The sequence below is a fragment of the Mesorhizobium sp. B2-2-4 genome (genome assembly GCF_006442375.1).
Taxonomy (GTDB): Bacteria; Pseudomonadota; Alphaproteobacteria; order Rhizobiales; family Rhizobiaceae; genus Mesorhizobium.
In genome coordinates, this window is the sequence record NZ_VFWB01000017.1 from 1 (window position 1) to 26,121 (window position 26,121).

Here is a 26,121-nt window from a genome sequence, read left to right on the forward strand (position 1 = left end):
GGCGGCACCAAGATCTACACTGATGCCAACGGCATGACGCTCTATACCTATGACAAGGACGAGAAGGGCAAGACCAACTGCTATGACAAATGCGCCACAAACTGGCCGCCGCTGAAGGCCGAGGCCGGCGCCAAGGCGGACGATGAATGGACCGTAGTCGACCGTACCGACGGCACCAAGATGTGGGCCTATGACGGCAGGCCCGTCTACACATTCATCAAGGACAAGAAGGCCGGCGATGTGTCGGGTGATGGCGTCGGCGGCGTCTGGCATATCGTCAAGGCCGACTAAGGCTGCCACCTTAACTTCGACGTTGCTGCCGGGCGTGCCTCCAACGCCTGGCAGCCCGCACCAGACGCGCTGGCGCGGCATTTGGCTCAATACACAGGGTCGCCGGCGACTCATCGGCGCCAATTTGAGCCGCTCCTCACCGCTCCAGCCATTTGTCTTAGTTACCCCTCAACAATGTGATCTTCTCCATACACTCTTAGAGTGTATTGCTGCCGGCACTCTTGCAATTTGGCCGCTTCCCCTTGACCGGATGCAAAAGCGCGGCCATGTGAGCGACGAACAGAACCGAGATTTCGTCGCGCGCAGCGGAATTCTTCTGCCGCATCACAGCTGATATGAGCCCTCATGGACGTCGTCGTCGTCGAATCGCCGGCCAAGGCGAAGACAATCAACAAATACCTCGGCAAGAACTACAAGGTCCTGGCCTCGTTCGGCCATGTCCGTGATTTGCCGGCCAAGGATGGCTCGGTGCGACCGGACGAGGATTTCGCCATGTCCTGGGCGGTCGACACGGCATCCGGCAAGCGCCTCGCCGACATCGCCAAGGCGGTCAAGGACGCCGACGGCCTGATCCTCGCCACCGACCCGGACCGCGAGGGCGAGGCCATTTCCTGGCACGTTCTGGAAGTCTTGCGGCAGAAGCGCGCGCTGAAGGACAAGCCGGTCAGCCGCGTCGTCTTCAACGCCATCACCAAGAGCTCGGTGCTCGAGGCGATGGCCAATCCGCGCCAGATCGATGCGCCGCTGGTCGACGCCTATCTCGCCCGCCGGGCGCTCGACTATCTCGTCGGCTTCACTCTCTCGCCGGTACTGTGGCGCAAGCTCCCCGGAGCCCGTTCCGCCGGCCGCGTGCAGTCGGTCGCCTTGCGGCTGGTCTGCGACCGCGAATCCGAGATCGAACGCTTCATCCGCGAGGAATACTGGCAGATCGCTGCCATCCTCGGCACGCCGCGCAACGAAAATTTCGAGGCGCGCCTGACCGCTTTCGAGCGCAAGAAATTGCAAAAGCTCGACATCGCCAACAAGGCGCAGGCCGACGACATCAAGGCCATGCTCGAGGGCGCGGCCTTCAAGGCGCTGTCCGTCGAGGCAAAACCCACCAAGCGCAATCCGGGCCCGCCCTTCACCACCTCGACATTGCAGCAGGCCGCCTCGTCGGGCCTCGGCTTTTCGGCCAACCGCACGATGCAGGTGGCGCAGCGCCTCTATGAGGGAATGGAGATCGGCGGCGAGACCACCGGCCTGATCACCTATATGCGAACCGACGGCGTGCAGATGGCGCCCGAGGCGATCGACGCCGCACGCGATGCCATCGCCAAGGAGTTCGGCCCGAAATACCTGCCGGAAAAGCCGCGCCTGTACACGACCAAGGCCAAGAACGCCCAGGAAGCGCACGAAGCGATCCGCCCGACCGACTTCATGCGCACGCCGGCATCGGTTAGGCAATATCTCGATGCCGACCAGATGCGGCTCTATGAATTGATCTGGAAGCGCGCCATCGCCAGCCAGATGCAGCCGGCGGAGATCGAACGCACCACGGTCGAGATCGAGGCGGTCAACGGCGCGCGCACGGCCGAGTTGCGCGCCGTCGGTTCAGTCGTGCGCTTCGACGGTTTCATCGCCGCCTATACCGACCAGAAGGATGATGATTCCGAGGACGAGGAAAACCGCCGCCTGCCCGAAATCCGCGCCGGCGAGCAGCTTGCCCGCCAGGCGATCAACGCCACCCAGCACACGACCGAACCGCCGCCGCGTTATTCCGAAGCTTCGCTGATCAAGAAGCTGGAGGAGCTCGGCATCGGCCGGCCGTCGACCTACACGGCGATCCTGAAGACGCTCGAGGACCGCGACTATGTCACCATCGACAAGCGCCGGCTTGTGCCGCAGGCAAAGGGCCGGCTGCTGTCGGCCTTCCTGGAAAGCTTCTTCGAGCGTTATGTCGAATATGACTTTACCGCATCGCTCGAGGAAAAGCTCGACGAGATCTCCGATGGCAAGCTCGCCTGGAAGGACGTTCTGCGCGATTTCTGGAAGGATTTTTCCGGCGCCGTAGCCGACATCAAGGAACTACGCGTCACCGATGTGCTCGATGCGCTGAACGAGGAACTGGCGCCGCTGGTTTTCCCTGCCCGGGAGGACGGCTCCAATCCGCGCATCTGCCCGAAATGCGGCACCGGCAATTTGTCGCTCAAGCTCGGCAAGTTCGGCGCCTTCGTCGGCTGCTCGAACTATCCCGAATGCTCCTTCACCCGCCAGCTCGGCGACGCGGCCAATCCCAATGGCGAGAATGGCGGCGGCGAGGACGGCACCAAGGTGCTCGGCAAGGATCCCTACACGGCTGAGGAGATCACGCTGCGCAGCGGCCGCTTTGGCCCCTATATCCAGCGTGGCGACGGCAAGGAAGCCAAGCGTTCCAGCTTGCCCAAGGGCTGGACGCCCGATTCGATCGACCATGAGAAGGCGCTTGCCCTGCTTTCCCTGCCGCGCGATGTCGGCAAGCATCCGGAAAGCGGCAAGATGATCTCGGCCGGGCTTGGCCGCTACGGGCCTTTCGTGCTGCATGACGGCACCTACGCCAATCTCGACAGCATCGAGGATGTATTCTCGATCGGGCTCAACCGCGCTGTTTCGGTGATCGCCGAGAAGCAGTTGAAGGGCAAGGGCGGCCGCAATGGCGGCACTGCGGCAGCCCTCAAGGAGCTTGGCGATCATCCCGACGGCGGCGGCAAGATCGTCGTGCGCGACGGCAAATACGGGCCTTATGTCAATTTCGGCAAGGTCAATGCCACGCTGCCCAAGGGCAAGGATCCGCAATCGGTGACGATGGAGGATGCGCTGGCGCTGATCGCCGAGAAGGAAGCCAAGGGCGGCGGCGGCAAGAAGCCTTTCCGCAAGGCGGCGGCGGCCAAGGCGCCCGCTGCCAAGAAGACGGCGGCCAAGAAGCCTGCCGCCAGGAAAAAGGGATAGAACGGCGTGGCGCGCAGGATCTCCGCAACAACCCACGGCGACCCGCGCACCGCCGACACAACGGCCAAGGTCAAGGGCGATTACAGGCCCTCGCGTGACGAAATCCTGCGCTACATCGCCGAAAATCCGGATCGCGCTGGAAAACGCGACATCGCCAAGGCGTTCGCGCTGCGCGGCCCGGACCGCATTTGGCTGAAGGATCTCCTGCGCGACCTGCAGGACGAAGGCGTCCTGACCAAGGAGCGTAAGCGCCTGGCCCGCGTTGGCGCCCTGCCCCATGTCACGGTGCTCGATATTTTCGACCGCGACGCCGACGGCGTGCTGCTGGCGCGTCCCACCGAACACACCGCCAATGGACCGCCCCCCATCGTTTCCATCCGCCTGTCGCGCAGTGGCGGCGGACCGGCGCCTGGCATTGGCGACCGCGTGCTGGCCAAGACCTTTCCCGCGGACGACACGAACGTCGCCTTGGGCGGCCCGGCCTACACAGGGCGGGTGATGAAGATATTCGAGAAGCGCACGGATGCCGTTCTCGGCGTCTTTCGGGTGCTTCAGGACGGCAGCTTCCGCATCGAGCCGGTGGAGCGCCGGCAACCCGAACTCATCGTCGACAAGGAATTCCAGAACGGAGCCAGGAACGGCGATCTCGTCGAGGTCGAGCCCGCCCGGGCCTCGCGCTATGGCTTGCCGAGAGCAAAAGTGCTCAACGTGCTGGGCTCGCTGACCAGCGAAAAGGCGGTCTCGATGATCGCCATCCACGCACATGACATTCCGCATGTCTTCCCGGCCGACGTCATCGCCGAAGCCGAAGCCGTCAAGCCTGCGACGATGGCCAACCGCGAGGACTGGCGCGAACTGCCGCTGGTCACCATCGACCCGGCCGACGCCAAGGACCACGACGACGCGGTGTTCGCTACGCCCGATCTCGATGAGAAGAACCCCGGCGGCGTGGTCATCACGGTCGCCATCGCCGACGTGGCTGCTTACGTCCGCTACGGCACTCCACTCGACCGTGAAGCGCTGAAGCACGGCAACTCGGTCTATTTCCCGGATCGCGTCGTGCCGATGCTGCCCGAGCGCATCTCCAACGATCTCTGCTCGCTTCGCGAAGGCCAGGATCGCCCGGCACTGGCCGTGCGCATGACCTTCTCGGCGGACGGGCGCAAGGTCAGGCATTCCTTCCATCGCGTCATGATGAAGTCGGCGGCCAAGCTCGCCTACCCACAGGCGCAGGCGGCGATCGACGGCGTGCCGGACGACAAGACCGGGCCGATCCTCGACGCGGTGCTGAAGCCGCTATGGGATGCCTATGCGATCCTCAAGCGCGGACGCGATGGCCGCCAGCCGCTCGAACTCGACCTGCCCGAGCGCAAGATCCTGCTGAAGCCCGACGGCACGGTCGATCGCGTCGTCGTGCCGGAACGGCTCGATGCCCATAAACTCATCGAAGAATTCATGATCCAGGCCAATGTCGCCGCCGCCGAGACACTCGAGGCGAAGAAGCAGGCGCTGGTGTACCGCACCCACGACGCGCCCTCGCTGGCCAAGCAGGAATCGCTGCGCGAATTTCTGCAAACCCTGGGCCTGTCGCTGGCGCGCGGTGCGCAGATGCGGCCCGCCCAGTTCAACGGCATTCTCGAGCGCGTGCGCGGCGCCGACAATGAAGGTCTGGTCAACGAGGTGGTGCTGCGCTCGCAGAGCCAGGCCGAATATTCACCCAAGAACATCGGCCATTTCGGCCTCAACCTGAACCGTTACGCGCATTTCACCTCGCCGATCCGCCGTTACGCCGACCTCATCGTGCACCGCGGGCTTATCGCCGCACTCGGCCTCGGCCCAGGGGGCCTGACGCAGGAGGAGGAAGCGCGGCTGGAGGATGTTTCGGTGCTGATTTCCGGCACAGAACGCCGTGCAATGGCGGCCGAACGCGACACGGTCGACCGGCTGATCGCCGCTTATCTCGCCGAGCGCATCGACGACCGTTTCGACGCCCGCATTTCGGGCGTCACCAAATCGGGACTATTTGTCCAATTGCCGCAGTATGGCGCGGATGGTTTCATCCCTGTGTCAACTCTGGGCGGCGATTACTATATATACGACGAAACGGCCCGCTCGCTCTACGGAGAACGCTCGGGCAAGGGTTATCAGCTGGCGGACCGTGTCGAGGTCCGTCTCGTCGAAGTGGCGCCGATGGCCGGCGCGATGCGCTTTGAGATGTTGACCGACCCGAAGCCCCTGCCTGGCTCCGTCAGGTCGTTTCACAAGGCAAAAGGCCGCGCCCGTGCGTCACAATCGCGCCCAGGCTCGCGTGGCAGGAGACGATGATGGCAAGAGTCACGGAAGAACAGGTTTTCGGCGGTGAACATCACTCGGGCCGGGTCGCGCGTCCGCTGTGGACGGCGATGAAGCGCGGCATGCTCGGCCGCTGCCCGCATTGCGGCGAAGGCAAGCTGTTTCGCGGCTTCACCAAGACCGTCGAGACATGCAGCGCCTGCGGCGAGGAGATACACCATCACCGCGCCGACGATCTGCCCGCCTATCTGGTCATCGTCATCGTCGGCCACATCGTGCTCGGCGCCTTCATGGGCGTGGAGGCGACGTCGACCCTTTCCACCTGGCAGCACATCGCCATCTGGGTACCCTTGACGATCCTGCTGTCGGTTGCCCTACTGCAGCCGGTGAAAGGTGCCGTCATCGGATTGCAATGGGCATTCTATATGCACGGTTTTGCTGGCGAACACGACGTGGCCGAACCCCATCCCGGTGCCTGAGGTGCTGGCTGGCGCAACATGCCAACCGTCAAGGCTACTTTCGCATGCAAGACGTTTCCGCTAGGTCCTGCGCATGGAAGGAATGACCAAGGCGGACGTCGACAGGATCGACAAGGGTCTGGCCACGCATGGCGGCCGGGCGATTCGTCTACGTGATGCCGCGACCCTGATCCTGCTCGACGGCAAGGCCAACGACTTGCGGGTCCTGATGGGTCGCCGTCATGCCGGTCACGCCTTCATGCCAGGCAAGTTCGTTTTTCCCGGCGGCCGTACCGACCCGGCGGACAGCCGCATCCCCACCGCCACCGCGCTGCATCCCGAGCAGGAAGCAAAGCTCATCGCCGGTCCCGGCCGCACGAGCGAGGCGCGTGCCCGCGCCATCGCCTTGTCGGCCATCCGCGAGACCTATGAGGAAGCCGGGCTGCTGATTGGTCGCAAAGGCGCCTTCGCCACGACAAGGTCTGATTGGCAAGGCTTTGCCGAACATGGGGTGCAACCTGCCCTGGACATGCTGCGCTTCATTGCGCGCGCCATCACGCCGCCCAACCGGGTGCGCCGCTTCGACACCCGCTTCTTCTGCGCGTGGCGAAGCGACGTCGCCGTCGAACTGCCGGGCGGCGGTCCGACCAACGAACTAGAGGAACTGGTCTGGCTGCCGCTTGCCAAGGCCAGGGAAGCCGACATTCCCGACATCACCCGGATGATCCTGGACGAGCTGGAAAGCCGCCTCGCCCATGATCCGCTATTGCGTCCGGGCGGTCCCGTGCCCTTCTACCGGCTTGTCCGCAACCGCTTCACCCGCGAAATTCTGTAGAACATCGAGTATTCAGACATAACATGACGGTCGATACCCAACCAAAGGGCGACGAGCGCGTACACTGGCTGCCGATGGTGGCGGCGATCTCGTCGATCAGCGTCGTCGGCATCGCCATCGGCCTGGGCATGCCCCTGCTCAGCGTCATCCTGGAAACGCGCGGCCATTCGGCCTCGATGATCGGCCTCAACACGGCCGTCGCCGGCCTGGCCTCGATCGCCGGCGCCCCTCTGGCCACGCCGCTCGCCATGCGCTTCGGCGTTGCCTGGACGATGATCGCCATGATTGCCGCCGGTGCGCTGGCCTTCGTCGGCTTCCACTTCGCACCCGATTTCTGGATGTGGTTTCCGCTGCGCGTCGTGCTGCACATCGCGCTGACGGTGCTGTTCATCCTGTCGGAATTCTGGATCAGCACCTCGGCGCCGCCGCACCGGCGAGGTCTTGTGCTCGGCATCTACGCCACCGTGCTGTCGCTCGGCTTTGCCGCGGGGCCGTGGCTGTTCGCCCATCTCGGCAGTTCCGGCTTCAGGCCTTTCGGAGTCATCATCGCATTGGTGGCGCTGGCCGCGATCCCGGTGCTGGCGGCGCGTAACGAGAGCCCGACGATCGTATCTGACGGCGAGACCAGCAATTTCCTGCGTTATATCTGGCTGGTGCCGACCGCCACCGCCGCCGTACTGGTGTTTGGAGCCGTCGAAACGGGCGGTTTCGCCCTGTTTCCGGTCTATGGCAACCGCATCGGCTATTCCGAAGCCGACGCCGCCTTGCTGCTCACCATGATCGGCCTCGGCAACGTGCTCTTGCAGATCCCGATCGGCATGATCAGCGATCGCGTCTCGGACCGCCGCTATCTGCTTCTGGCCTGCGCCACTGTCGGACTCGCCGGTACGATCTTCATGCCGCATCTGGCCGGCAACTGGCACCTGATGGCGGGCCTTCTGTTCGTCTGGGGCGGCGTGGTCGCGGCCATGTACACGATCGGCCTCGCCCATCTCGGCTCGCAGCTTTCCGGCCATGAACTGGCTTCCGCCAATGCCGCCTTCGTGCTGTGCTACGGCGTCGGCATGGTGCTCGGCCCGCAGGCGATAGGCATCGGCATGGATGCGTTCGGTCCCTCTGGCTTCGGCTGGTCGCTCGGCCTGTTCTTCGCCGCCTACATGGTTCTTGCCAGCGTCAGGTTGGTCCGCAAGATCTTGTGAGCCGCCACCGGCGCAAACCGGATTCACGATCGCCCACTACCGGCTGGCCCATAACTGGCTACCCCCGGATGACTGGCTGCTGACAGAACCGTGTCAGCAGCCACGGTTTATACGGAGACCTCAAAACACCTGAAGTTGAGGAGACTCCGATGATCGACAGCGGCTTTGAAACCACATCATTGCGGATGACGCTGCTCCTGCTTGTCACTTTCCAGGCGCCGGCCGCGGATGTCGACCGCATCATGGACGCCGTGGTGGCGCTGGCGCCGCTGGCCATGGGTAAATATGACCGCAACGCCTACCAGTCGGCGCATGGCATCGAGCGCTACCGGCCACTTGACGGCGCAGCCGCCGGCGCCGAGACCGAATTGCGGCGGCGCCCCGGCACGGTCGAGGTTTCGTTCGAATTGCCCGATGAGCAGGAATTGGCGGCGCGCGTCGTAGAAGCGATCTTCCAAGCGCACAGCTACCAGGAACCGGTGATCCGCATTCAGCCGGTCCTTGCCAGCCGTTCCAAGGGACTGGACGACCGCGCCAATCCGAATCGCTGGTGGAACACCACGGGAGATTGGAAGAAAACCATCGTTCTGGAGGCGGAACACGTGTGAATGCCGACAGGCATTGGCTTCCATGACGGCCGCAAGGCGCGTCGGGCTTGACTTTCCGGGCGCGTTCTTTATGTGTCGCGGCAAGTTTCCCGCGTCCGGGTGTTTTCCCGTGCTCCAGCGGCCAAAACCCCACGAACAAACGGACTGATACCATGGCCAAAGCCGCAAACATCAAGATTAAGCTTCTGTCGACCGCCGACACCGGTTTCTTCTACGTGACCAGCAAAAACAGTCGCACCAAGACGGACAAGCTGTCGTTCCGCAAATACGACCCGGTCGCCAAGAAGCACGTCGAGTTCAAGGAAACCAAGATCAAGTAATCTGGTTTTTCCAAGAGAATGCCGAAACGCCGCCCATCGGGCGGCGTTTTTTGTTCCTAAAGCATTGATTTCATTGGATGGTAGTCAAACCCAGCATAACGGCCAACGATGGGGCTGCTATAGTCACAAAGCCCGCGTGAGGCAGGGGCCTTGTCGAGCGGCTCTCATAAACCGCGAAAGGCGTGCGCGTCGTCACCGCATAAATCTCCACGACAAAAGCCACGGCGCCTCAGCAAGGATCCAGAGAATTTGTCTCTACGCAGCTTTGCCCTAGCCACAAGAAAGTGGTTCCAAGTACCTTTTCATGACATGCAATGGCACGTAGTCACCCTCGACTAGATTTCCACCTTCCTCGTTCACAAGCACCATTAGAGCCTGAGTAGACTTTCTCATAAACACAGATAACTCAGATCGTATTGGTATATTACAAGAGAATCCTTTAATCATGATTAGAGAGAGTCGATCTTCGTCCATATTGAATTCGAGTTTAGACAAATCATCGTTAAACGGCCGACTGTGGAAAATGATAAGCTCTCCACGATCATTTATGGCTATTTCAATTTTAATAGGAAATTCAAATTGGATTCCACCAATTACGTAAGACTCACGTCTCTGAACTATTGCTAGGATTTTAGATATATCATCTTTAATATCAGATGTGTCGTTCTTTATCGAATTCGCTATCTGCAAAAATTGGTCAAATTTGGCTTCGAGTTTCGGTAGCGAATTGCGCAAATACCCAAGGCGAGACGCGATGAAGGCGACCTCCGCTTTGTGATTTTGCTTCAATGCCTCCCGCATGAAGGCAAGGAAAATAAGAGCCCAGCCCGGCTCATCATCTGTCGCCTTTCCACGAAAAAATGACGCGAAATCGGCAGGAACGGCCAGTTGGTCCTTTCCCTGCTCCGTTCCGGCGATGAGATCGCGCAGAACGCGCTTGCACGCTGCATCCAGACTCGCCTGGACCGCTGCAAAGTCGCGAGCCGATAGCGCGCCGTCCAAGTTTGTCTCTATTTCATCGACAACGTCCTTGTTGGATTCTAGCTTGAATGGCCCGCCCAATCCGATCTGCTTATGCAGATAGCGGCGCGCGGCACTAGCGAACTGAATCCTCGCGCGACGCTCCGGCGGCCGTCCGCCAAGCCGCAACTGGTCGGCCTCTTGCGTATCGACATACATGCGCACCATCACGAGTGAAGAGGTGAGTTCACTGAGTCGAATGGCGTGCTCCAAATCGTGGTTTGCTGGAACCGCGCCTGTATGAGCGCGCAGCTTGGATGCGACGTCCTCGTAGATCGCTTTATAACGTCCGCCAAACAGCGTCTCGCCGATCTTATCTAGGATGTCGCCGGCATTTTCGAGCGCCTTCCAACCGATCACCGCCCCGATGTATCCGCAAACCGAGATCATTCGTCTAGGTCCCTGATGATGGCCCAAAGTAGGGCGGCAGTTGACCAGAAATCAAGAATACCAAACGGCTGAGCCTAGCTCATATCCCGCCGCGGACGGTGGAGTTCAAAGAGATTTAGGCTGCTTTGCCGGCCGCCCTGGGATAGAGCGTGGCTTGATACTGCTGCCCTCGCTGTCCGCTAGGCGTCAATTCGCGACTGAATCTGTTCCGTGATTTCGCTGCGTATGAAAGCAATTCTCCGGTCTCCGAGCGTGATGGCAGACGGAAGCCGTCTTCTGACATACCGGTTCACCGGCCTAGGCTGGTCATTCTCGCGGCATGGTTCAGTGATACGAGCGTCGGCGGAATTGTTATTCGCAGGCATTATAAATCTCCCCCCCGCCGCGTTGCGGCGATTCAAGAACCAAACTGATTGATGAAAGGACGCCACATGATGGCGGCAGGAGGAGGTTTCTATTAATGTGGCTCCGCAAAGCGGTTGGCCCGGGTCAAGCAAGTTTCGACTCGTCAAAAGGCCGTATGGTTAGAATGTGCCCAGCGGGCAACAGAGTGGCCGCTCGGCGGCCGCGCCCCTACCCTATCCGGTCGGCGCTTTTCGGGTCGAAAACATGCAGCGCCGCCGGATCGGCCGATAGCCGCACCGTCTCGCCAGGCTTCACGCCGGCGCGGCCCATGGCGAACACGCAAAGCTGCTGGCCGGCCAGCTTGACGTAGAACTGCGTCGAGAGGCCGAGCGGCTCGACCACCACCACTTCGCCTTGCAGCGGGCCGTCATCCGCCAGCCTTATATGCTCCGGCCGCAAACCGACGGTAACCGCATCGCCTTCCCTGAGCGGCAGGCCATCCGGCAATCGCAGTTTCTGGCCATCGGACAGCACGGCATCCGCCTTGCCGCCCTTCTCAACACTCGCCGGCAGGAAATTCATGCCGGGCGAGCCAATGAATCCGGCGACGAACATGTTGGCCGGCCGGTCATAGAGGTCGAGCGGCGCGCCGACCTGCTGGACGACGCCGTCATGCATCACGACGATGCGATCGGCCATGGTCATGGCTTCGATCTGGTCATGCGTGACATACACCGATGTGGTCTTCAGTTGCTGGTGAAGCGCCTTGATCTCGGCGCGCATGTGCACGCGCAGCTTGGCGTCGAGGTTCGAAAGCGGCTCGTCGAAAAGAAAGACCTTGGGATCGCGCACGATGGCCCGGCCCATGGCGACGCGCTGGCGCTGGCCGCCGGAAAGCTGGCGCGGCAGGCGTTGCAGAAAATTGTCCAGCCCAAGCCGCCTGGCGGCGCCGTCGACCCGCGCGTCGATCGCCTGCTTTTCCGCCTTCCTCAGCATCAGGCTGAAGCCCATGTTCTTCGACACGTCCATATGCGGATAGAGCGCGTAGGACTGGAACACCATGGCGATGTCGCGGTCCTTCGGCGCGACGTCGTTGACCAGCCGCTCGCCGATACGGATCTCGCCATCGGAAACCTCCTCCAGACCGGCGATCATGCGCAGAAGCGTCGATTTCCCGCAGCCGGACGGACCGACGAGGACGACGAACTCGCCGTCGGCGATGTCGAGGTCGACCGCGTGCAGCACACGCACGGCGCCATAGTCTTTGCGGACTTTTTCCAGCGTAACGGAAGCCATCGATTATCCCTTCACGGCGCCGGCGGTGAGGCCGGTGACGAGATAGCGTTGCAGGAAGCCGAAGAAGATGCAGACCGGGATCAGCGCCAGGATCGACGCCGCCATCATCTGCCCCCAGTCGACGGCGAACTTGCCGATGAAGGTGAGCAGGCCGACGGCGAAGGTCTTCTTGTCATCGCTGGAGATCAGCATCAGCGCGAACAGGAGTTCGCTCCAGGCAGCGGTGAAGACAAAGCCGAGCGTGGCGCCCATGCCGGGTAGCGTCAGCGGCACGATCACCCGGCGCATCGCCTGCGCGCGTGTGCAGCCGTCGATCATCGCCGCCTCCTCCAGGTCCTTCGGTATGCCGTCGAAGAAGGACTGCATCAGGAAGGTTGCAAACGCGGTGTTGAAGGCGGTGTAGATGATGATCAGCCCGGTCAGGCTGTTGATCAGGCCGATCTGGCCCATCACGCGATAGATCGGTGGAATGACCATGACTAGCGGGAAAGTCTGGGTCAAAAGCAGCATCAGCGCCAGTGCCGCCTTGCCGCGAAAGGTGAAGCGCGACATGGCATAGCCGGCAAGCGTCGCGATGACAGTCACCAGTGCAGCCGTCGAAACCGAGACGATGACGCTGTTGAGGAAATAGCGCGGAAAGTCGGTCGCCTCGAGCACGGTGACGAAGTTCTGCAACGTCATCTGCGACGGCCAGAAGGTGATGCCTTCGGAATAGAGAAGCCGTTCCGGTGTAACCGATATCTTCAGCGTCCAGAAGATCGGGAACAGGGCGAAGATCACATACGCCGCGATGGCCGCATAGAGCCCGACGCCGCCGAAGAAGCGCTGCGAAGATGAGCGTCCCGCAATCATCAGACGTGCCTCACCAGGGAGCGGCGGATGGCGATCAGCGCGATCGCATAGGCAATGAGCAGGACGAGCAGCAGCACGGCAACCGCCGATGCGTAGCCCTTGTCCAGCGACTTGAAGGCACTGACATAGATGTAGACCGGCACCGTGTTGGTCGACCCGGCCGGCCCGCCCTCGGTCATGACGAAGATCAGGTCGGCGAAAGTGGCGATCCAGATGGTACGCAGCATCACCGTGATGGCGATGGTCGGCGCCAGGAACGGCAGCGTCACCTTGGTGAAGCGTTGCCAGGGCGAGGCGCCGTCGATCGCTGCCGCCTCATGCAGTTCCGAGGGAATGGATTTCAGTGCCGCCAGCAACGTGATGGCAAAGAACGGGATGCCGAACCAGACATTGGCGACGATCGGCCCCCACATGGCGGTCGAGGGATCAGAGAGAACGTTTGTCGGCTCGGCCTTCAGCCCCAGCGCGAACAGCCAGTGCGGCAGCGGCCCGATGATCGGATTGAACAGCCATGCCCATGTCAGGCCCGACAGGAAGGACGGCACCGCCCAGGGCAGGAACACCAGCGCCTGCACCACCTTGCGGCCCCGAAACGGCTTGTCGAGCAGCAGCGCCAGGCCAAGGCCGAGGAAGAACTGGAAGAACAGGCTGGAGAGCGTCCACCACAACGTATTGACCAGCGCCTGGCCGAGCACGGCATCCGACAGCATCGCCTGGTACTGGCCGAGCCCGACATATTCCGACTTGAAGGCCGAAAACTTACGGAACGAATAGCTGATGCCGATGACCAGCGGCACCAAAAGCACCACGACCAGCAGGATGATCGCCGGGCTAAGATAAAGCCAGGGTTCGCTGGCAGCGTGCGTCAGCCGCTTGCGGCGCGGCCTCCCGGCGGGTCGTATTTCGGAAACGGCATAGGTCATTTGGGCTCAACAGTGGTGAGTGGGTGCCGGCGAAGGCGACAGCACCCTTCTCCCGTATACGGGGAGAAGATGCCGGCAGGCAGATGAGGGGCAGCGCCAGGCTGACAGAACGTAGCGCCGCCCCTCATCCGGCCCTATCGGGCCACCTTCTCCCCGTGAACGGGGAGAAGGAAGAAAAAACTACTTCTTGTTCTTCGCCATCCAGTCCTGCTGTTCCTTGGTCAGGAAGGCGGCCCATTGGTCGGCAACCTCCTTGGCCGCCTTTTGGCCAAGCAATACTTCCTGGAAGTTCTTGATCGCCACCTGGTCGACGAAATTGCCGAGGTTCTCCAGATGCGTCGGGGGCGTTACCATTTCATATTTGGCGCTGTCGCTGAGCTCCGTGAACCAACCCTTGAACTGCTCGGTCTTGAAATGCGGATCCTGGTCGGCGCCGTTGTGGATCGGGACGACGCCGACTTCCTTGGCCCATTCCAGATTGTCCTTGGGCGAGAGCAGCGTCGCCATCAGCTTCCAGGCGTCGTCCTTGTGCTGCGAATTGGCGAACATTGCCCAGCCGGCATAGCCGAGCGTCGGATAGGACTTGCCGCTCGGCCCGACCGGCAGCGGCGCCACGGCGAAGTCGTCGGCGCTCATCTTGTCGGCGATGCCGAGCAGCGCGTCCGGATCCTGGTTGAGCATGGCGCAGGTGCCGGAATAGAAGCCGGTGACGGTTTCGTTGAAGCCCCAGCTCACCGCGTCCTTGGGCGCCAGACCCTGCTTGTACATGTCGGCCAGCATCTGCAGGCCCTTGACCGAGCCCTCCTCGTTGATGGTCGAGGTGCCGTCTTCGTTGAAGTAGCCGCCCTTGCCGGCGGCGATGTTCATGAACATGTGCATGCCGTTGAAGGCGCCGGGCCCGCCGCGCAGGCAGTAGCCGTATTTGCCGGGCAACGCCGAGATCTTTTTGGAATCGGCGACGAACTCGTCGAGCGTGGCCGGCGGGCCGTCGAGGCCGGCTTCCTTGAACAGCTTCTTGTTCCAGAACAGCGCGTTCACATAGTAGCCGTAAGGGATCATGAACTGGGTGTTGTTGACGGTCGAGCCGAACTGCTTGGCGCGCTCGCCGAGCGTCTTGGCGTCGTCCCACTTGGCCATGTACGGGCCGAGATCCTCGAGCTGGGCGTTGTTGGCGTAGAGGCCCATCCAACGTTCCGGCATCTCGACCACGTCGGGCGTATCGCCTGCCTGCACCATGGTCAGGAACTTTTCGAAAGCTTGGCCCCAGGGCAGCGAGACCAGCTCGACCTTGATGCCGGGATTGGCCTTTTCGAATTCGGCGATCTGCTTCTTCAGGAACTCCGTGCGCGGCGGGCTGGTGATGACTTCGACCATTTTCAGGGTCGAATCGGCCAGCGCGTTTCCGGCGGAAATCGCCAATCCCGCGGCTGTGGCAAGCATGACGGTCAGTTTTTTCATCTTCAAGACTCCCATTTTGAAGCGGCTTGTTATTTTCTGGCTTTTTCGAAGGCCTGCGCCACGTCGGCCCACAGGTCCTCGACATTCTCCAATCCGACATTGAAGCGGATGGTTCGGGGGCTGACGCCGAAGCGCGCCATCGAATTCAGTCCCGGCGTCTGCTCCAGCGACGCCTTGGCGGGCACGACCAGGCTCTCATGGCCGCCCCAGCTCACGCCGATGCGGAAATATTTCAACGCATCGACGAAGACGGGGATGTCGATATCCTCGGTGACCTCGAAGGAGAACAACCCCGCGTAACCAGCAAGCGTCGCCTTGCCCGGATGGTTCGAATAGGCGGGGTGGTTGACGCGCTCGACATTGCCATGCGCCTTCAGCCGCTCGGCGATGGCAAGCCCGCTCTTCATGTGATGCGGCAGGCGCAGCGGCAGCGTGCGCAGCCCGCGCAGCAAGAGCCAGGCCTCGAAGGGCGAAAGCTTGCCGCCGAGATAGGAATAGGTCTGCTCGTTGATGTGCTTGATGTGGGCGGCCGAGCCTGCCACCACGCCGGCGACCGTATCGCTATGGCCGCCGAGATATTTCGAAGCCGAATGCAGCACCAGATCGACGCCATGCGTGATCGGCTTCTGGAACACCGGTGTCGCCCAGGAATTGTCGATCGTGGTGACGATGCCCTGCTCCTTCGCCAGCCGGGTCAGGTGAGCCAGGTCCTGCAACTCGAACATCATCGAGGTCGGGCTCTCCAGATAAAGCAGCCTGGCGCCCGGAAGGGCCGCCGCCACCGCATCCGGATCGGAGCCGTCGACATAGTCGACCCTGATGTTGAGCCGCGGCAAAAGCCGCTCGAACAGCCGATAGGCATCACCATAGCAATTGCGCACCGCAACGATGCGCTCGCCGGCGCCGACGAAGGCGAGCACCGTGGCGCTGATCGCCGCCATGCCGCTGGAAAAGCCGCGCGCGGCCTCGGCGCCCTCGAGCGCGGCGACGCGTGCCTCGAACTCCATCACCGTCGGATTGTCGCCACGCGAATAGATCGGCTGCTTCCGTTTGCCGGCAAAAGTATCCGCCATCTCGGCATAGTTGGCGAAGGTGAACAGCGATGTCTGGTAGATCGGCGGCACCACCGCCCCACCCGGGAAAGGTTGGTCATGCGCCAGAAGCGTCGCCGCCTCGGCGAGATAGTCGTGATCGAAACCTGAGGGATGCTCGTTCATGTCTGGCTCGAAAGTTTGAGTTTGGCGGCGCCGCGCTTGAGATCGTCCTCGACGGTGGCGATCAGCTTGAGCGCTTCGGCGCGGGCGCCGTGCGGGTCGCGCGCGGCGATGCGCTCGTAAATGGTCCGATGATAGGGAAAACTGGCGTGGCCGAAATCGCGCACGCCCAGCGGATGCTCCCAGAAGCGGTGGAACAATTCGTGCATGGCGGCGATGATCTGTTCGAACAGCGGGTTGCCGGAAACCCTGTAGATCGCCTGGTGGAACTCCCAGTCCTCTTCCGAAGACATGCCCTCGCGCGTGCGGAACGCCTGCTCCATGATGTCGAGCTTGCGCTCGATTTCGGCGATATCGGTCTGGCTCGCGCGTTCGGCGCAAAGGGCGGCGGCTTCCGCCTCCAGCGCGCGACGGATTTCCAGCGTCTGCATCAGGCTGGTGAAGTCGTTGCCGCCCGCAAGCGTCAGCGGCAGATGCAACATGTCCGGCGAAACGGCTGCCTTGAGATAGGTGCCGCTGCCTTGCCGGCGCTCGACCAGCCCGAGCCCTTCCCAGCGCGTCAGCGCCTCGCGCACCGTGTTGCGGCTGACCTTCAGCCGCTCGGCCAGGATGCGTTCCGTTGGCAGCCGCTCGCCCGGCTGGAGGGCCTCGGCACGAACAAAGCCTACCAACGCCTTCAGCACGGCGTCGTCACGCGCCGTCGTCTGAATAGGTGGCAGGCTGTTTTGATCCACGCGCGTTCCAAGTGGTCCAATGGTCCAACCATTTTCTGCACAGATGATACCTCCTGTCAACGGGATGTCAGGAGACCTAAAACCGTAAAAGCTCGCAACGCATGACAAGCACGCGTTTGCGGGCGATGCGCCAGGCCGGCCTCGACCCTGCTACGCCGCATCAACGCGCGGCCCGAACCAGGTGGTCAGCGCATCGGCCAGTCCCTGTTGGCTTCCGGAACCAACCCATGCCACGTACCCGTCGGGGCGGATCAGCACCGCGTCGGGCCCGGCGACGGCCCCGAGAACTGGCAGCTCCCAGTCGCCGTCGTACACGGCGTCGACCTGCTGGACCCGATCCGCCCACGGCTTGATGTCAAGTCTGCCGGGCGTGCCGAGGTTGATCAGCACCGGCCGGGCATGGTGCAGCAAGGTAAACAGCCGCACCGGCCCGCTGGCGGTGAGCAGATCGAGGTCGGGTATTCGCCACCCAAGCAGCGCGTGCCCCTCCCCGAGGTCGTAGTGGACACCCAGGCCGGACATCTCTGCGGCGATTCGTTTGCGTGGTTCATCCATGGCGAGCAGTTCGGCGATGGTGTCGCCCAGGGCTTTGGTGCGGTCATCCATGCGGCGAAGCGCGACCTGCGCCATCGTGTTGCGCAACACGCGGGCGGCGACCGGATGGCGCTCGGCATGGTAGCTGTCGAGCAGACTGTCCGGTGATGCCCGTTTGACGACCTGGGCCAGCTTCCATCCCAGGTTGACCGCGTCCTGCACGCCGATGTTGAGGCCCTGTCCGCCCATTGGGGGATGGATATGCGCAGCGTCGCCGGCCAGCAGGACACGTCTGTCGCGGTAAGCGGCAGCCTGGCGCGTCATATCGGTGAAACGAGAGAGCCAGGTCGGACTGTGGACGCCGAAATCGGTGCCATAGATAACGGTGAGCGCCTCGCGGAGATCGTCCAATGTCGGTTCACCACCGATGATCAGTCGTTTCTCGGTCAGCACGATGCCCAACCGGTCGCCGTCCTCGATCTTGCCTATCGCATGGGTTCCGTGGGCGTCGCTGCGAAAGCCCAATGGCGGTTCTTCCGACATCTCGACCTCGGCGATCATCCAGCTCATCGTCGGATCCCATCCAGCGAATTCGATGCCCGCCGCCTTGCGGATCGTGCTGCGTCCACCGTCGCATCCGACGAGGTACTGCGCCTTCATCCGTCGGCCATCGGAAAGCCCCACATCCACGCCACTGTCGTCCTGCATGAAATCCGTGACTTCCTGTCCGCGATGGATCGGCACCCCCAATTCGCTGATCCAGTCGGCCAATATCCGCTCGATGTGGTTTTGCCGCAGCGCCAGCAGATAGTTGTGCCGGCTGGGAAAGTCGCTGATGTCCAAACGGATCATGTGGAAGCCGACGGTCGGGAAGCATCGCCCCTGGGAGAGGAACCGGTCGGCGATCCCGCGCTGGTCGAGCACCTCGATTGTGCGTGCGTGCAGGCCACCCGCGCGCAAGCCAATCAGCTGCTGGGTCGGGCGCCGCTCGACAATGGCGACGTCGATGCCCGCCAATGCGAGTTCGCCTGCCAGCATCAATCCTGTCGGGCCGCCCCCGGCGACAATCACCGCATGATTTCGACGCGATCCATCTGTCGGTGCACGCATTCCCGTCACTCCGCTCCTATTGGCTAGGGCCGCGGTTTTACGGGAGGAACCCGGGCTTGAAGCAAGCCCCTTGGGCGCCATATGTATGAAGTGAGGAGCAACGCCCTCCGCCGGATGGCAAGAGAGCGTGCGCCGCAGCTCTCCACATCGTGGCTCGCCTTTTACAGTCCAAATGCTGTCGATATCCTGTGCGCAAAAAGCTCCTGATATCCGGAGGTTGGCGCAGAATCCTGATGCTATTTTGAAAGGGGGCCGGTCGGCGTTTGGCAGCGGTACGAGGAGGCCACTATGTGCCAGCGCCGGCCGGCCGACCCCACGGACCCAGGAGATGCGGCGGACCTGAGCATCATGGGGTATTTTTTGATCGACCCGGCTGTCTGTCCTCGTGCCGGCGTCGCTCTGTCTGTGGCCGCACATTTGCGCAAGAGCTTATGAAAATCAACAGTTTCTTAACCAAGCCTCGTGAATCGCTTGGATTAAGGTAAATGGGTAACCTTGCCGGATTGACGGATACTCTTACCCGGTCCGTCAGGCAGCCTTGGCGACGACGCGGTTGCGGCCACCGCTCTTGGCTTCATAGAGCGCCAGATCGGCGCGTTTCATCAGCGCCGCCACCGTATCCACCCCCTTCAGCACCGACGACACGCCGACGCTGACGGTGACCTCGATGGCCTTGCCGTCAGGCCCGATGACGAACGGCATCTGGGCGATTTCGGCGCGGATGCGTTCGGCCACCTTTTCGGCGATCGCTCCATCGGTGTCAGGCATGACCACTACGAACTCCTCACCGCCGAACCGGCAGGCCAGATCGATGCCGCGCACGTTCTTGCGCAGCCGCCGCGCGAATTCCCGCAGCACCTCGTCGCCACCGTCATGGCCGTGCGTGTCGTTAATCGACTTGAAGCGATCGAGGTCGGTGATCATCACCGACAGCGGCCGACGCCGCGCCACGGCGCGGTCGAACAGCGTCTGGAGATGGCTGTCGAGATAGCGGCGGTTGTGCAGCCCGGTCAGCCCGTCGGTCACCGCCATTTCGATCGTCTGCGTCACGCTGGCGCGCAATTGGTCGTTGTAGCGCTTGCGGCGCACCTGGGTGCGCAACCGCGCCGTCAGTTCCTGCTGGTCGATCGGCCGCATCAGATAGTCGTTGATGCCGAGTTCGAGGCCGCGGATGATGCGCTCCTCCTCGCCCTCCTCCGCCAGCAGGATGATCGGCAGGAAGCGTGTGCGATCGAGCGAGCGCAGTTGCGAGCAGAGCCGAAGCGGATCGAAATCGGCGAAGCTCGTCGAGATCATCACGCATTCATAGGGCGTCTCCGCCGCCTGGAAGAAGCCGGCATGCGGATCGCTGGCGACATCCAGGTCAGCACAGTCGCGCAGCATCTTCTGGACGCGCTCGATCGACGATTTGCGCTCATCGATCAGAAGCACTTTCGGCGTCGTGTCCTCGGAGGCGAAATTGCGGCTGAGCAACTCTTCGATGCCGATGTTGCGCGTGGTCGAAGCGCGCAGCCGCAACTCGTCGGTCAGCGACTTCAGCCTGACGAGACTCTTGACGCGCGTCATCAGTTGCAGGTCGTTGACGGGTTTGGTCAGGAAATCGTCGGCGCCGACCTCAAGCCCGCGCACCCTGTCGGAAACCTGGTCGAGTGCGGTGATCATTACCACTGGAATATGCGACGTCGCCGGATCGCTCTTCAGGCGGAGGCAGACCTCGAAGCCGTCCATGTCCGGCATCATGACGTCGAGCAGCACGACATCGACCTTGCCGTTCTCGCAGGTCTCGATCGCATCCGGGCCGTTGGTGGCGGTCAACACCTCGAAATATTCGGCCAGCAGCCGAACCTCCAGCAGCCTGACATTGGCAGGGATGTCGTCGACGACGAGAATCCGAGCGGTCATTTCACAAGGCTCCGGCTTTGGCGGCAAGGTGCATCAGGAATCACCCAGGTAGGACTTGATGGTTTCGATGAAGCGCGGCACCGAGATCGGCTTGGAGATATAAGCCTCGCAGCCGCCCTGGCGGATGCGCTCCTCGTCGCCCTTCATCGCGAAGGCGGTGACGGCAATGACCGGGATGACGTGCAGGTCGTCGTCTTCCTTCAGCCATTTCGTCACCTCCAGCCCAGACACTTCAGGCAACTGGATGTCCATCAAAATGAGATCCGGCCGGTGCTGACGCGCCAGATCGAGCGCTTCCAGACCGTTGCGGGTGCGAACTGTCTCGTAACCGCTTGCTTCGATGAGGTCCCGAAAGAGCTTCATGTTGAGCTCATTGTCCTCGACGATCATGACCTTCTTAGGCATCGATATCCCGTCCCGGCCGCTGTTTCGCTCGAACGCGGCCGTTATGCGCCCTTCCGGGACGCACCAAACCCTGGTCGACTCTACGGCAATATGATTGACGAAACGGAAACCTGCGGCGAGAAAAGCTGCTCCGTTTCCACCTCGGGTCCCGCACTGAAGAGGTAACGACTTGCCGCAAGCGACGCTTGCCATTACTGCGGAAGAGACTCACATTCCGCATACCCTGAAAGGTAGTGATGGCAAACGCAGCGTCAATGCGCGAAGAGGCCGAAACCATTGCCGTGAAGGCTCTGGCCTTCGTCGCCTCTGATCCCGAACTGCTGCCTCGCTTCCTGGCGATCACCGGCATCGAGGCGCATTCGATCCGCAAAGCTGCCGGCGAGCCGGGATTTCTGGCCGGTGTGCTGCAGTTCGTTCTCGCCCACGAACCCACATTGCTGCGTTTTGCTGAGGAAACCGGCACGCCACCGGCCTCCGTCGGCAAGGCGTTGCGCGCGCTGCCGCTGGGCGACGATAACCACGAGCATTCCATATGAGTGACGATCCCAAGGCGGCGCCCCGATCGCCAGGTCGAGCGAAGTCTGACTCTTGTCGCCCGCCCGTTTTGAGCGACAAGTATAAAACGAAGGCTTGAGGCGCGTCGCGCCAATCCGTTCGAAGGCGACGCGCTTTGGTGAGCCGAGTGGCTACGGTGTCGGATCCGCCTGGTCCGTCTCGTCGCCGCCATCGTCAATGCTGTCGTCCTCGGCAGGATCGGCCGGCTTCAGCATGACGCCATTGACAATGACCGAACCGTCCGGCTTGGCGTTGACGACCCATTCCATGCGGCCGTCCGTCAAGGTCTTGCCGAACCCTTTCACCATCAGGGCCACAGGCACGTACTGCGCCACCTCCGGTTCCGATTTCGCCGCTTCCTGCAAGCCCTCGACGATCTTGTCGAAGCCGGCCACGTCCACCGTCACATTGGCTTCCGGCTTCTCGCCAGGAAAAGTCATTTCGCCTTCCAAGGCAATTTCGGTATCCTTGTTCTTGATGGTGCTATGGCCAATGACGACCTTCGGCGTCTTGGCCATGAAGTCGGTTTTGAGCTGCTCTCCGAATTCGGCCGACAGCGGCGGGTTCTTGTTAAGATCAAAGGCTTCGATTGCCTTCTTCGCCATGCTGTCGAGATCGATATTGGCGCCGCCGAAGTTCAGGTCGATATCGGTCGGCAGCAGCGCCATGCTCCAGTTCGGCAGAAGCTGCTGCGGCACGGTCAACCCAGATGCCTTGATCCCGTAGCCGATCGTACCGCTCTGGGCGACGCCATCCATTCCGAAGGCGGTGCTGAGCTGCGCCGCACCGAACGTGCCGACCGGGCTCTCGACCGCGAAATTCTTGAACCCGTATGTCCCGTCGATGCGTTCCCACACAGGAAGCGCGGCGAGCAGAAGCGATTTGAGCTGCGCCTGGTTGGCTTTCAGCGTGGCTTCATTCTCATTGGCGACGGCAAATGCCAGGAGATCGAGCAGCGGCTTGGTCTGCACGCCCTTGCCTTTGGCATCCACCGACAGTTCCGGTGATTTGACGGTGACCGGGAATTTCAGTCCGCTTTCGGGATCGTCGAATTTGATCGACTCGACAAAGTTCGACACTTTTTGCGACAACGCGAAATCGATCCCGCCATTGGCAGCTTTGGTGGCGGCCATGGTCGCGGTGCCGCCGTCGGCGCTGACTTCCATGTGCTGCTTGGCATCTTGCGACACCATCGTCATGCCCGCCATCGAACTGGTGCCGCTGGTAAAGGCCGCCAGATTGGGGTCGTAGACACCGGAACCCTTGCCGTCCTTGATAGAAAATTGCGTGCTCTGCAGCCCCTGCGGCCCGTTGAACTCGAAGGAGGCGCTGTGCGAAAGATCCATCGAGACATCCCAGGTCCCGTCGCTACGCGGCTTGACCAGCAGGGCGTAGGGCGCAAAGTCGAATTTCAACAGCTTCTGGTCGGGCAAGGTGCCGGCGAGCGCCTTGAAATCGAACATGATCTTGTAGGCGCCGCCTTCGACCGAGACCTTCAGGATGCCCTTATCGAGGGCCTGTTTGCCGACATAGCGGGACAGGTTCTCGGATAGCTGCTTCGCACCCTGGCTGTCGACGCTCTGGCCGAAAGCGGGCGCGCTGAGCAGAAGCGCGGTAAAGGCGATTGGCAACATCCGGTTCACGTAGAATTCTCCGTTTGGTCGAAAAGGCAAAATCGTCTCCTACTTCTGGTAGGGAAAGACCGTCACAACTGCAAGACGGCGAAGTTCAGGCGCTCGGCTCCAGCACCAGCCGCATCAACGGCCGGCCCGCCTTGCGTTCCAGGAGCCGCTCGAACCCGGCCTTCTCGAACACGCGCGACGAGCCCACGAACAGCCCGATGGAGCGTGAATCCTTCGACAGGTCTATCGGGCAGGCTTCCACCATTCGCGCGCCGTTCCTGCGGGCGAAATCGATGCCGCCTTCGACCAGGCGATGGCTGATGCCCCGGCCCCGTGCCTTGGCGCGGATGAAGAAACAGGAAATTGCCCAGACGCTCGGATCCGATGCGTCCGCGGGATCGACCGGAGCCGAGCCCCGGCCCCGGTTGTTCCACTCGGGCACGTCGGCGCGCGGCCCGATCTGCATCCAGCCGACTGCCTTGCCGTCCTCGAACGCCAGCATGCCCGGTGGCGGGCCTGCTTCGATGCGCGCCCTGATGTGGTCTTTGTTGCGTTCGCGGCTGCTTTCGCGACGAGCCGCCGGCGCCAGCCGGAAATGCGTGCACCAGCAGCCGTAGCAGGCGCCCTGCTTGCCGAAGAGATCTTCGAATTCAGGCCAGAGCTCAGGCGCCAGCGGCACTATGGTCGTGCTCATGCGTTCTCCCCAGGCCAAGCTTGTCGCTAGCCTTGCACTGTCGTACCATTGTGTTTGTTCTCTTTATGTTCGCAGCGATGGCGGCTCCTGTCAATAATCCTGATCACGGTTTCTGCCGCGACTGCCTGGCCTTTCAGCGCAGCGACGCCAGGCGCTGCGAGCGATGCGGCAGCCCCAGGCTTGCCCGTCATCCCGAGCTGTACCGGCTGCATCTGGCCCATATCGACTGCGACGCTTTCTATGCGGCAATCGAAAAACGCGACAACCCGGCGCTGAAGGACAAGCCGCTGATCATCGGCGGCGGCAAGCGCGGCGTCGTCTCCACCGCCTGCTACATCGCCCGGATAAGGGGCGTGCGTTCCGCCATGCCCATGTTCAAGGCGCTCGAGGCTTGCCCCGAAGCGGTGGTTATCCCGCCCAATATGGAAAAGTACGTGGTCGTCGGGCGCGAGGTGCGCGCCATGATGCAGGCGCTGACGCCGCTGGTCGAGCCGCTCTCGATCGACGAGGCGTTTCTCGACCTTGCCGGAACCGAACGGCTGCACGGCCTGCCGCCGGCGGTGGTGCTGGCCCGTTTCGCGCTGGCCGTCGAGAAGGAGATCGGCATCACCGTTTCGTCAGGTCTGTCCTACTGCAAGTTCCTGGCTAAGGTGGCGTCGGATTTCCGCAAACCGCGCGGCTTCTCGGTCATCGGCGAAGCGGAAGCCGTGGGTTTCCTCGCCGCACAGCCGGTGAGCATGATCTGGGGGGTCGGCAAGGCATTCAACGCCACGCTCGAACAGGACGGCATCCACACCATCGGCCAGCTCCAGAAGATGGACCGTGGCGACCTCATGCGCCGCTATGGCGTGATGGGCGACCGGCTTTACCGGCTCTCGCGCGGCGAGGACGTCCGCCGCGTCGATCCCGACCAGGACGCCAAGAGCGTATCGGCCGAAACCACTTTCGACACCGATATCGCTTCGCTGGACGAGCTGGTCTCGGTGCTGCGGGGCCTTTCGGAAAAGGTCTCGGCGCGGCTGAAGAAATCCGGCATCGCCGGGCGCACGGTGGTGCTCAAGCTGAAGACGCAGGATTTCAAGATCCGCACCCGCAACCGCCAGCTCGGCGACCCGACCCGGCTCGCCGACCGTATCTTTTCGACCGGGGTCGAGCTGCTGCGCAAGGAAACCGACGGCACCAAATACCGGCTGCTCGGCATCGGCGTCAGCGATCTTTCCGCCGATGACAAGGCCGATCCGCCCGATCTGGTCGATATCCAGTCGCGCAAGCGGGCCATGGCCGAAGGCGCCATCGACGCGCTGCGCGACAAGTTCGGCCGCAAGGCGGTGGAAACCGGCTATACGTTCGGCAAAGGCCGCGACACCCACCCGCCAGAGCCGCTGGAAGACTGATAATGGATATCAGCTGTCGAGATTTAGGTGCGCTGCAGATCGATCCTGCTTGTCACCATGCTCTTGCCGGTTTTCGGATCAGTGTCGATCACCGTCAGCCGCATGCCGTTCTCGCCTCGTTTCTCGACCTTCATCTGCGCCTTTCGGTCACCATTGACCTCCTTGGCCCAACGGATGCCGAGATTGATCGCGTTGCCCGAACGGGTGCCGTTCAATTGCGCAGGCCCGGTACGAGACCCGACATAAGTGCCGCTATATTTCGCTCCGGCAGTCCTCAGGTCCGCGCTGATGGCGCGCGTCACCACGATAAGCCCTCGGCAATTGCCATCGAGCGACAATGAGGTCGACGTCGCGTTTGACCTGAACGTGCAGGACACATTCACCGTCGGCGCGTCGGTAGTCACCTTGACGATGCCCTTGCCGGTGAAATTGCCCTTGAACGACTGGAGAAATCTGGACTCGTCGGCATGTGCCGCGCCTGCCGTGACCAACAGGCAGCCAGCAAGCGCAAATTGCGCAAATGATCTCATCGAAATTCTCCTATCGACATTGAAAGGCACCTGCGAAGCACTTCCGATATTCGGAACTCAACGCCCCCTGCCGTGCCAGGTTCCGCCTTCAACATGACTGTTTTGCAACATCCGGCTGGCCCAGAAGAATGCGGCTGCTAGCGGTTGCGGCAAAAGCCACGGCCTGCGACATA

23 protein-coding genes are annotated in these 26,121 nt (G+C 62.1%); 10 read left to right on the forward strand and 13 right to left on the reverse strand.

Annotated features, from left to right (window positions below; all coding sequences use genetic code 11):
- The 8 genes from FJ959_RS29275 to rpmG form a co-directional block, all read left to right on the forward strand.
- Window positions 1-291: hypothetical protein (locus tag FJ959_RS29275; RefSeq protein ID WP_140633471.1), on the forward strand; the 291-nt coding region annotated here is incomplete at its 5' end.
- 345 nt (window positions 292-636) lie between these two features.
- Window positions 637-3,258 carry a type I DNA topoisomerase gene (gene topA, locus FJ959_RS29280; protein WP_140633474.1) on the forward strand — a complete coding sequence of 874 codons (2,622 nt, stop codon included), beginning with the start codon at window positions 637-639 and terminating at the stop codon, window positions 3,256-3,258.
- A 6-nt stretch (window positions 3,259-3,264) separates the two neighbouring features.
- A complete protein-coding gene (gene rnr / locus FJ959_RS29285; protein ID WP_140633477.1) occupies window positions 3,265-5,583 on the forward strand; it encodes a ribonuclease R in 2,319 nt (772 codons plus the stop codon).
- The gene (locus FJ959_RS29290; protein ID WP_140633479.1) at window positions 5,583-6,029 is read left to right on the forward strand and encodes a DUF983 domain-containing protein; all 447 of its coding nucleotides are present in this window, start codon (window positions 5,583-5,585) and stop codon (window positions 6,027-6,029) included. Before rnr ends, FJ959_RS29290 begins: the two co-directional genes overlap by 1 nt.
- Before the next feature lie 73 nt (window positions 6,030-6,102).
- Entirely contained in the window at window positions 6,103-6,843 is a 741-nt protein-coding gene (locus FJ959_RS29295; protein WP_140633482.1) for an NUDIX domain-containing protein, read from the forward strand.
- A 23-nt stretch (window positions 6,844-6,866) separates the two neighbouring features.
- Window positions 6,867-8,042 carry an MFS transporter gene (locus FJ959_RS29300; RefSeq protein WP_140501562.1) on the forward strand — a complete coding sequence of 392 codons (1,176 nt, stop codon included), beginning with the start codon at window positions 6,867-6,869 and terminating at the stop codon, window positions 8,040-8,042.
- Window positions 8,043-8,191: 149 nt separating this feature from the next.
- The gene (locus FJ959_RS29305) at window positions 8,192-8,650 is read left to right on the forward strand and encodes a hypothetical protein (RefSeq protein WP_140633485.1); all 459 of its coding nucleotides are present in this window, start codon (window positions 8,192-8,194) and stop codon (window positions 8,648-8,650) included.
- A gap of 152 nt (window positions 8,651-8,802) precedes the next feature.
- Complete coding sequence (rpmG, locus tag FJ959_RS29310; RefSeq protein WP_006201775.1) at window positions 8,803-8,970, forward strand: 50S ribosomal protein L33; 168 nt, start codon at window positions 8,803-8,805, stop codon at window positions 8,968-8,970.
- Between the two features lie 270 nt (window positions 8,971-9,240).
- On the opposite strand, the gene FJ959_RS29315 is transcribed toward rpmG, so the two are convergent.
- The 10 genes from FJ959_RS29315 to FJ959_RS29365 form a co-directional block, all read right to left on the reverse strand.
- Window positions 9,241-10,380 (reverse strand): hypothetical protein, encoded by a 1,140-nt coding sequence (locus tag FJ959_RS29315; RefSeq protein WP_140564033.1) that lies wholly within the window; start codon window positions 10,378-10,380, stop codon window positions 9,241-9,243.
- A gap of 573 nt (window positions 10,381-10,953) precedes the next feature.
- Window positions 10,954-12,021, reverse strand: a complete 1,068-nt coding sequence (ugpC, locus tag FJ959_RS29320; RefSeq protein ID WP_140501554.1) for a sn-glycerol-3-phosphate ABC transporter ATP-binding protein UgpC — start codon at window positions 12,019-12,021, stop codon at window positions 10,954-10,956.
- A gap of 3 nt (window positions 12,022-12,024) precedes the next feature.
- A complete protein-coding gene (locus tag FJ959_RS29325; protein WP_140501552.1) occupies window positions 12,025-12,873 on the reverse strand; it encodes a carbohydrate ABC transporter permease in 849 nt (282 codons plus the stop codon).
- The gene (locus FJ959_RS29330; RefSeq protein WP_140501550.1) at window positions 12,873-13,796 is read right to left on the reverse strand and encodes a sugar ABC transporter permease; all 924 of its coding nucleotides are present in this window, start codon (window positions 13,794-13,796) and stop codon (window positions 12,873-12,875) included. The genes FJ959_RS29325 and FJ959_RS29330 overlap by 1 nt, the downstream gene beginning before the upstream one ends.
- Before the next feature lie 180 nt (window positions 13,797-13,976).
- Window positions 13,977-15,254 (reverse strand): sugar ABC transporter substrate-binding protein, encoded by a 1,278-nt coding sequence (locus FJ959_RS29335; RefSeq protein WP_140579680.1) that lies wholly within the window; start codon window positions 15,252-15,254, stop codon window positions 13,977-13,979.
- 29 nt (window positions 15,255-15,283) lie between these two features.
- A complete protein-coding gene (locus FJ959_RS29340) occupies window positions 15,284-16,471 on the reverse strand; it encodes a PLP-dependent transferase (protein WP_140633488.1) in 1,188 nt (395 codons plus the stop codon).
- Window positions 16,468-17,202, reverse strand: coding sequence for a FadR/GntR family transcriptional regulator (locus tag FJ959_RS29345; RefSeq protein WP_140501544.1), 735 nt, complete (start codon window positions 17,200-17,202; stop codon window positions 16,468-16,470). The genes FJ959_RS29340 and FJ959_RS29345 overlap by 4 nt, the downstream gene beginning before the upstream one ends.
- A gap of 150 nt (window positions 17,203-17,352) precedes the next feature.
- Window positions 17,353-18,846 carry an FAD-dependent monooxygenase gene (locus tag FJ959_RS29350; RefSeq protein ID WP_140633490.1) on the reverse strand — a complete coding sequence of 498 codons (1,494 nt, stop codon included), beginning with the start codon at window positions 18,844-18,846 and terminating at the stop codon, window positions 17,353-17,355.
- Window positions 18,847-19,374: 528 nt separating this feature from the next.
- Entirely contained in the window at window positions 19,375-20,748 is a 1,374-nt protein-coding gene (locus tag FJ959_RS29360; protein WP_140633493.1) for a PleD family two-component system response regulator, read from the reverse strand.
- A 33-nt stretch (window positions 20,749-20,781) separates the two neighbouring features.
- On the reverse strand, window positions 20,782-21,153 hold the full coding sequence (locus tag FJ959_RS29365; protein WP_140501538.1) for a response regulator: 372 nt from the start codon (window positions 21,151-21,153) through the stop codon (window positions 20,782-20,784).
- 236 nt (window positions 21,154-21,389) lie between these two features.
- Here FJ959_RS29365 and FJ959_RS29370 point away from each other — a divergent pair, with 236 nt between their 5' ends.
- Window positions 21,390-21,689 (forward strand): DUF3572 domain-containing protein, encoded by a 300-nt coding sequence (locus FJ959_RS29370; RefSeq protein ID WP_140501536.1) that lies wholly within the window; start codon window positions 21,390-21,392, stop codon window positions 21,687-21,689.
- Between the two features lie 150 nt (window positions 21,690-21,839).
- Here the strand turns inward: FJ959_RS29370 and FJ959_RS29375 are convergent, their stop codons facing one another.
- Together FJ959_RS29375 and FJ959_RS29380 are read right to left on the reverse strand one after the other, a co-directional pair.
- The gene (locus FJ959_RS29375) at window positions 21,840-23,342 is read right to left on the reverse strand and encodes a hypothetical protein (RefSeq protein WP_140633604.1); all 1,503 of its coding nucleotides are present in this window, start codon (window positions 23,340-23,342) and stop codon (window positions 21,840-21,842) included.
- A gap of 94 nt (window positions 23,343-23,436) precedes the next feature.
- A complete protein-coding gene (locus FJ959_RS29380) occupies window positions 23,437-24,024 on the reverse strand; it encodes a GNAT family N-acetyltransferase (protein ID WP_140518294.1) in 588 nt (195 codons plus the stop codon).
- Window positions 24,025-24,089: 65 nt separating this feature from the next.
- Here FJ959_RS29380 and FJ959_RS29385 point away from each other — a divergent pair, with 65 nt between their 5' ends.
- Window positions 24,090-25,418 carry a DNA polymerase IV gene (locus FJ959_RS29385; protein WP_140623446.1) on the forward strand — a complete coding sequence of 443 codons (1,329 nt, stop codon included), beginning with the start codon at window positions 24,090-24,092 and terminating at the stop codon, window positions 25,416-25,418.
- Between the two features lie 23 nt (window positions 25,419-25,441).
- Here the strand turns inward: FJ959_RS29385 and FJ959_RS29390 are convergent, their stop codons facing one another.
- Window positions 25,442-25,948: a hypothetical protein gene (locus FJ959_RS29390; RefSeq protein WP_140501529.1), complete on the reverse strand. Its 507-nt coding sequence runs from the start codon at window positions 25,946-25,948 to the stop codon at window positions 25,442-25,444.
- Between the last annotated feature and the right edge of the window lie 173 nt (window positions 25,949-26,121).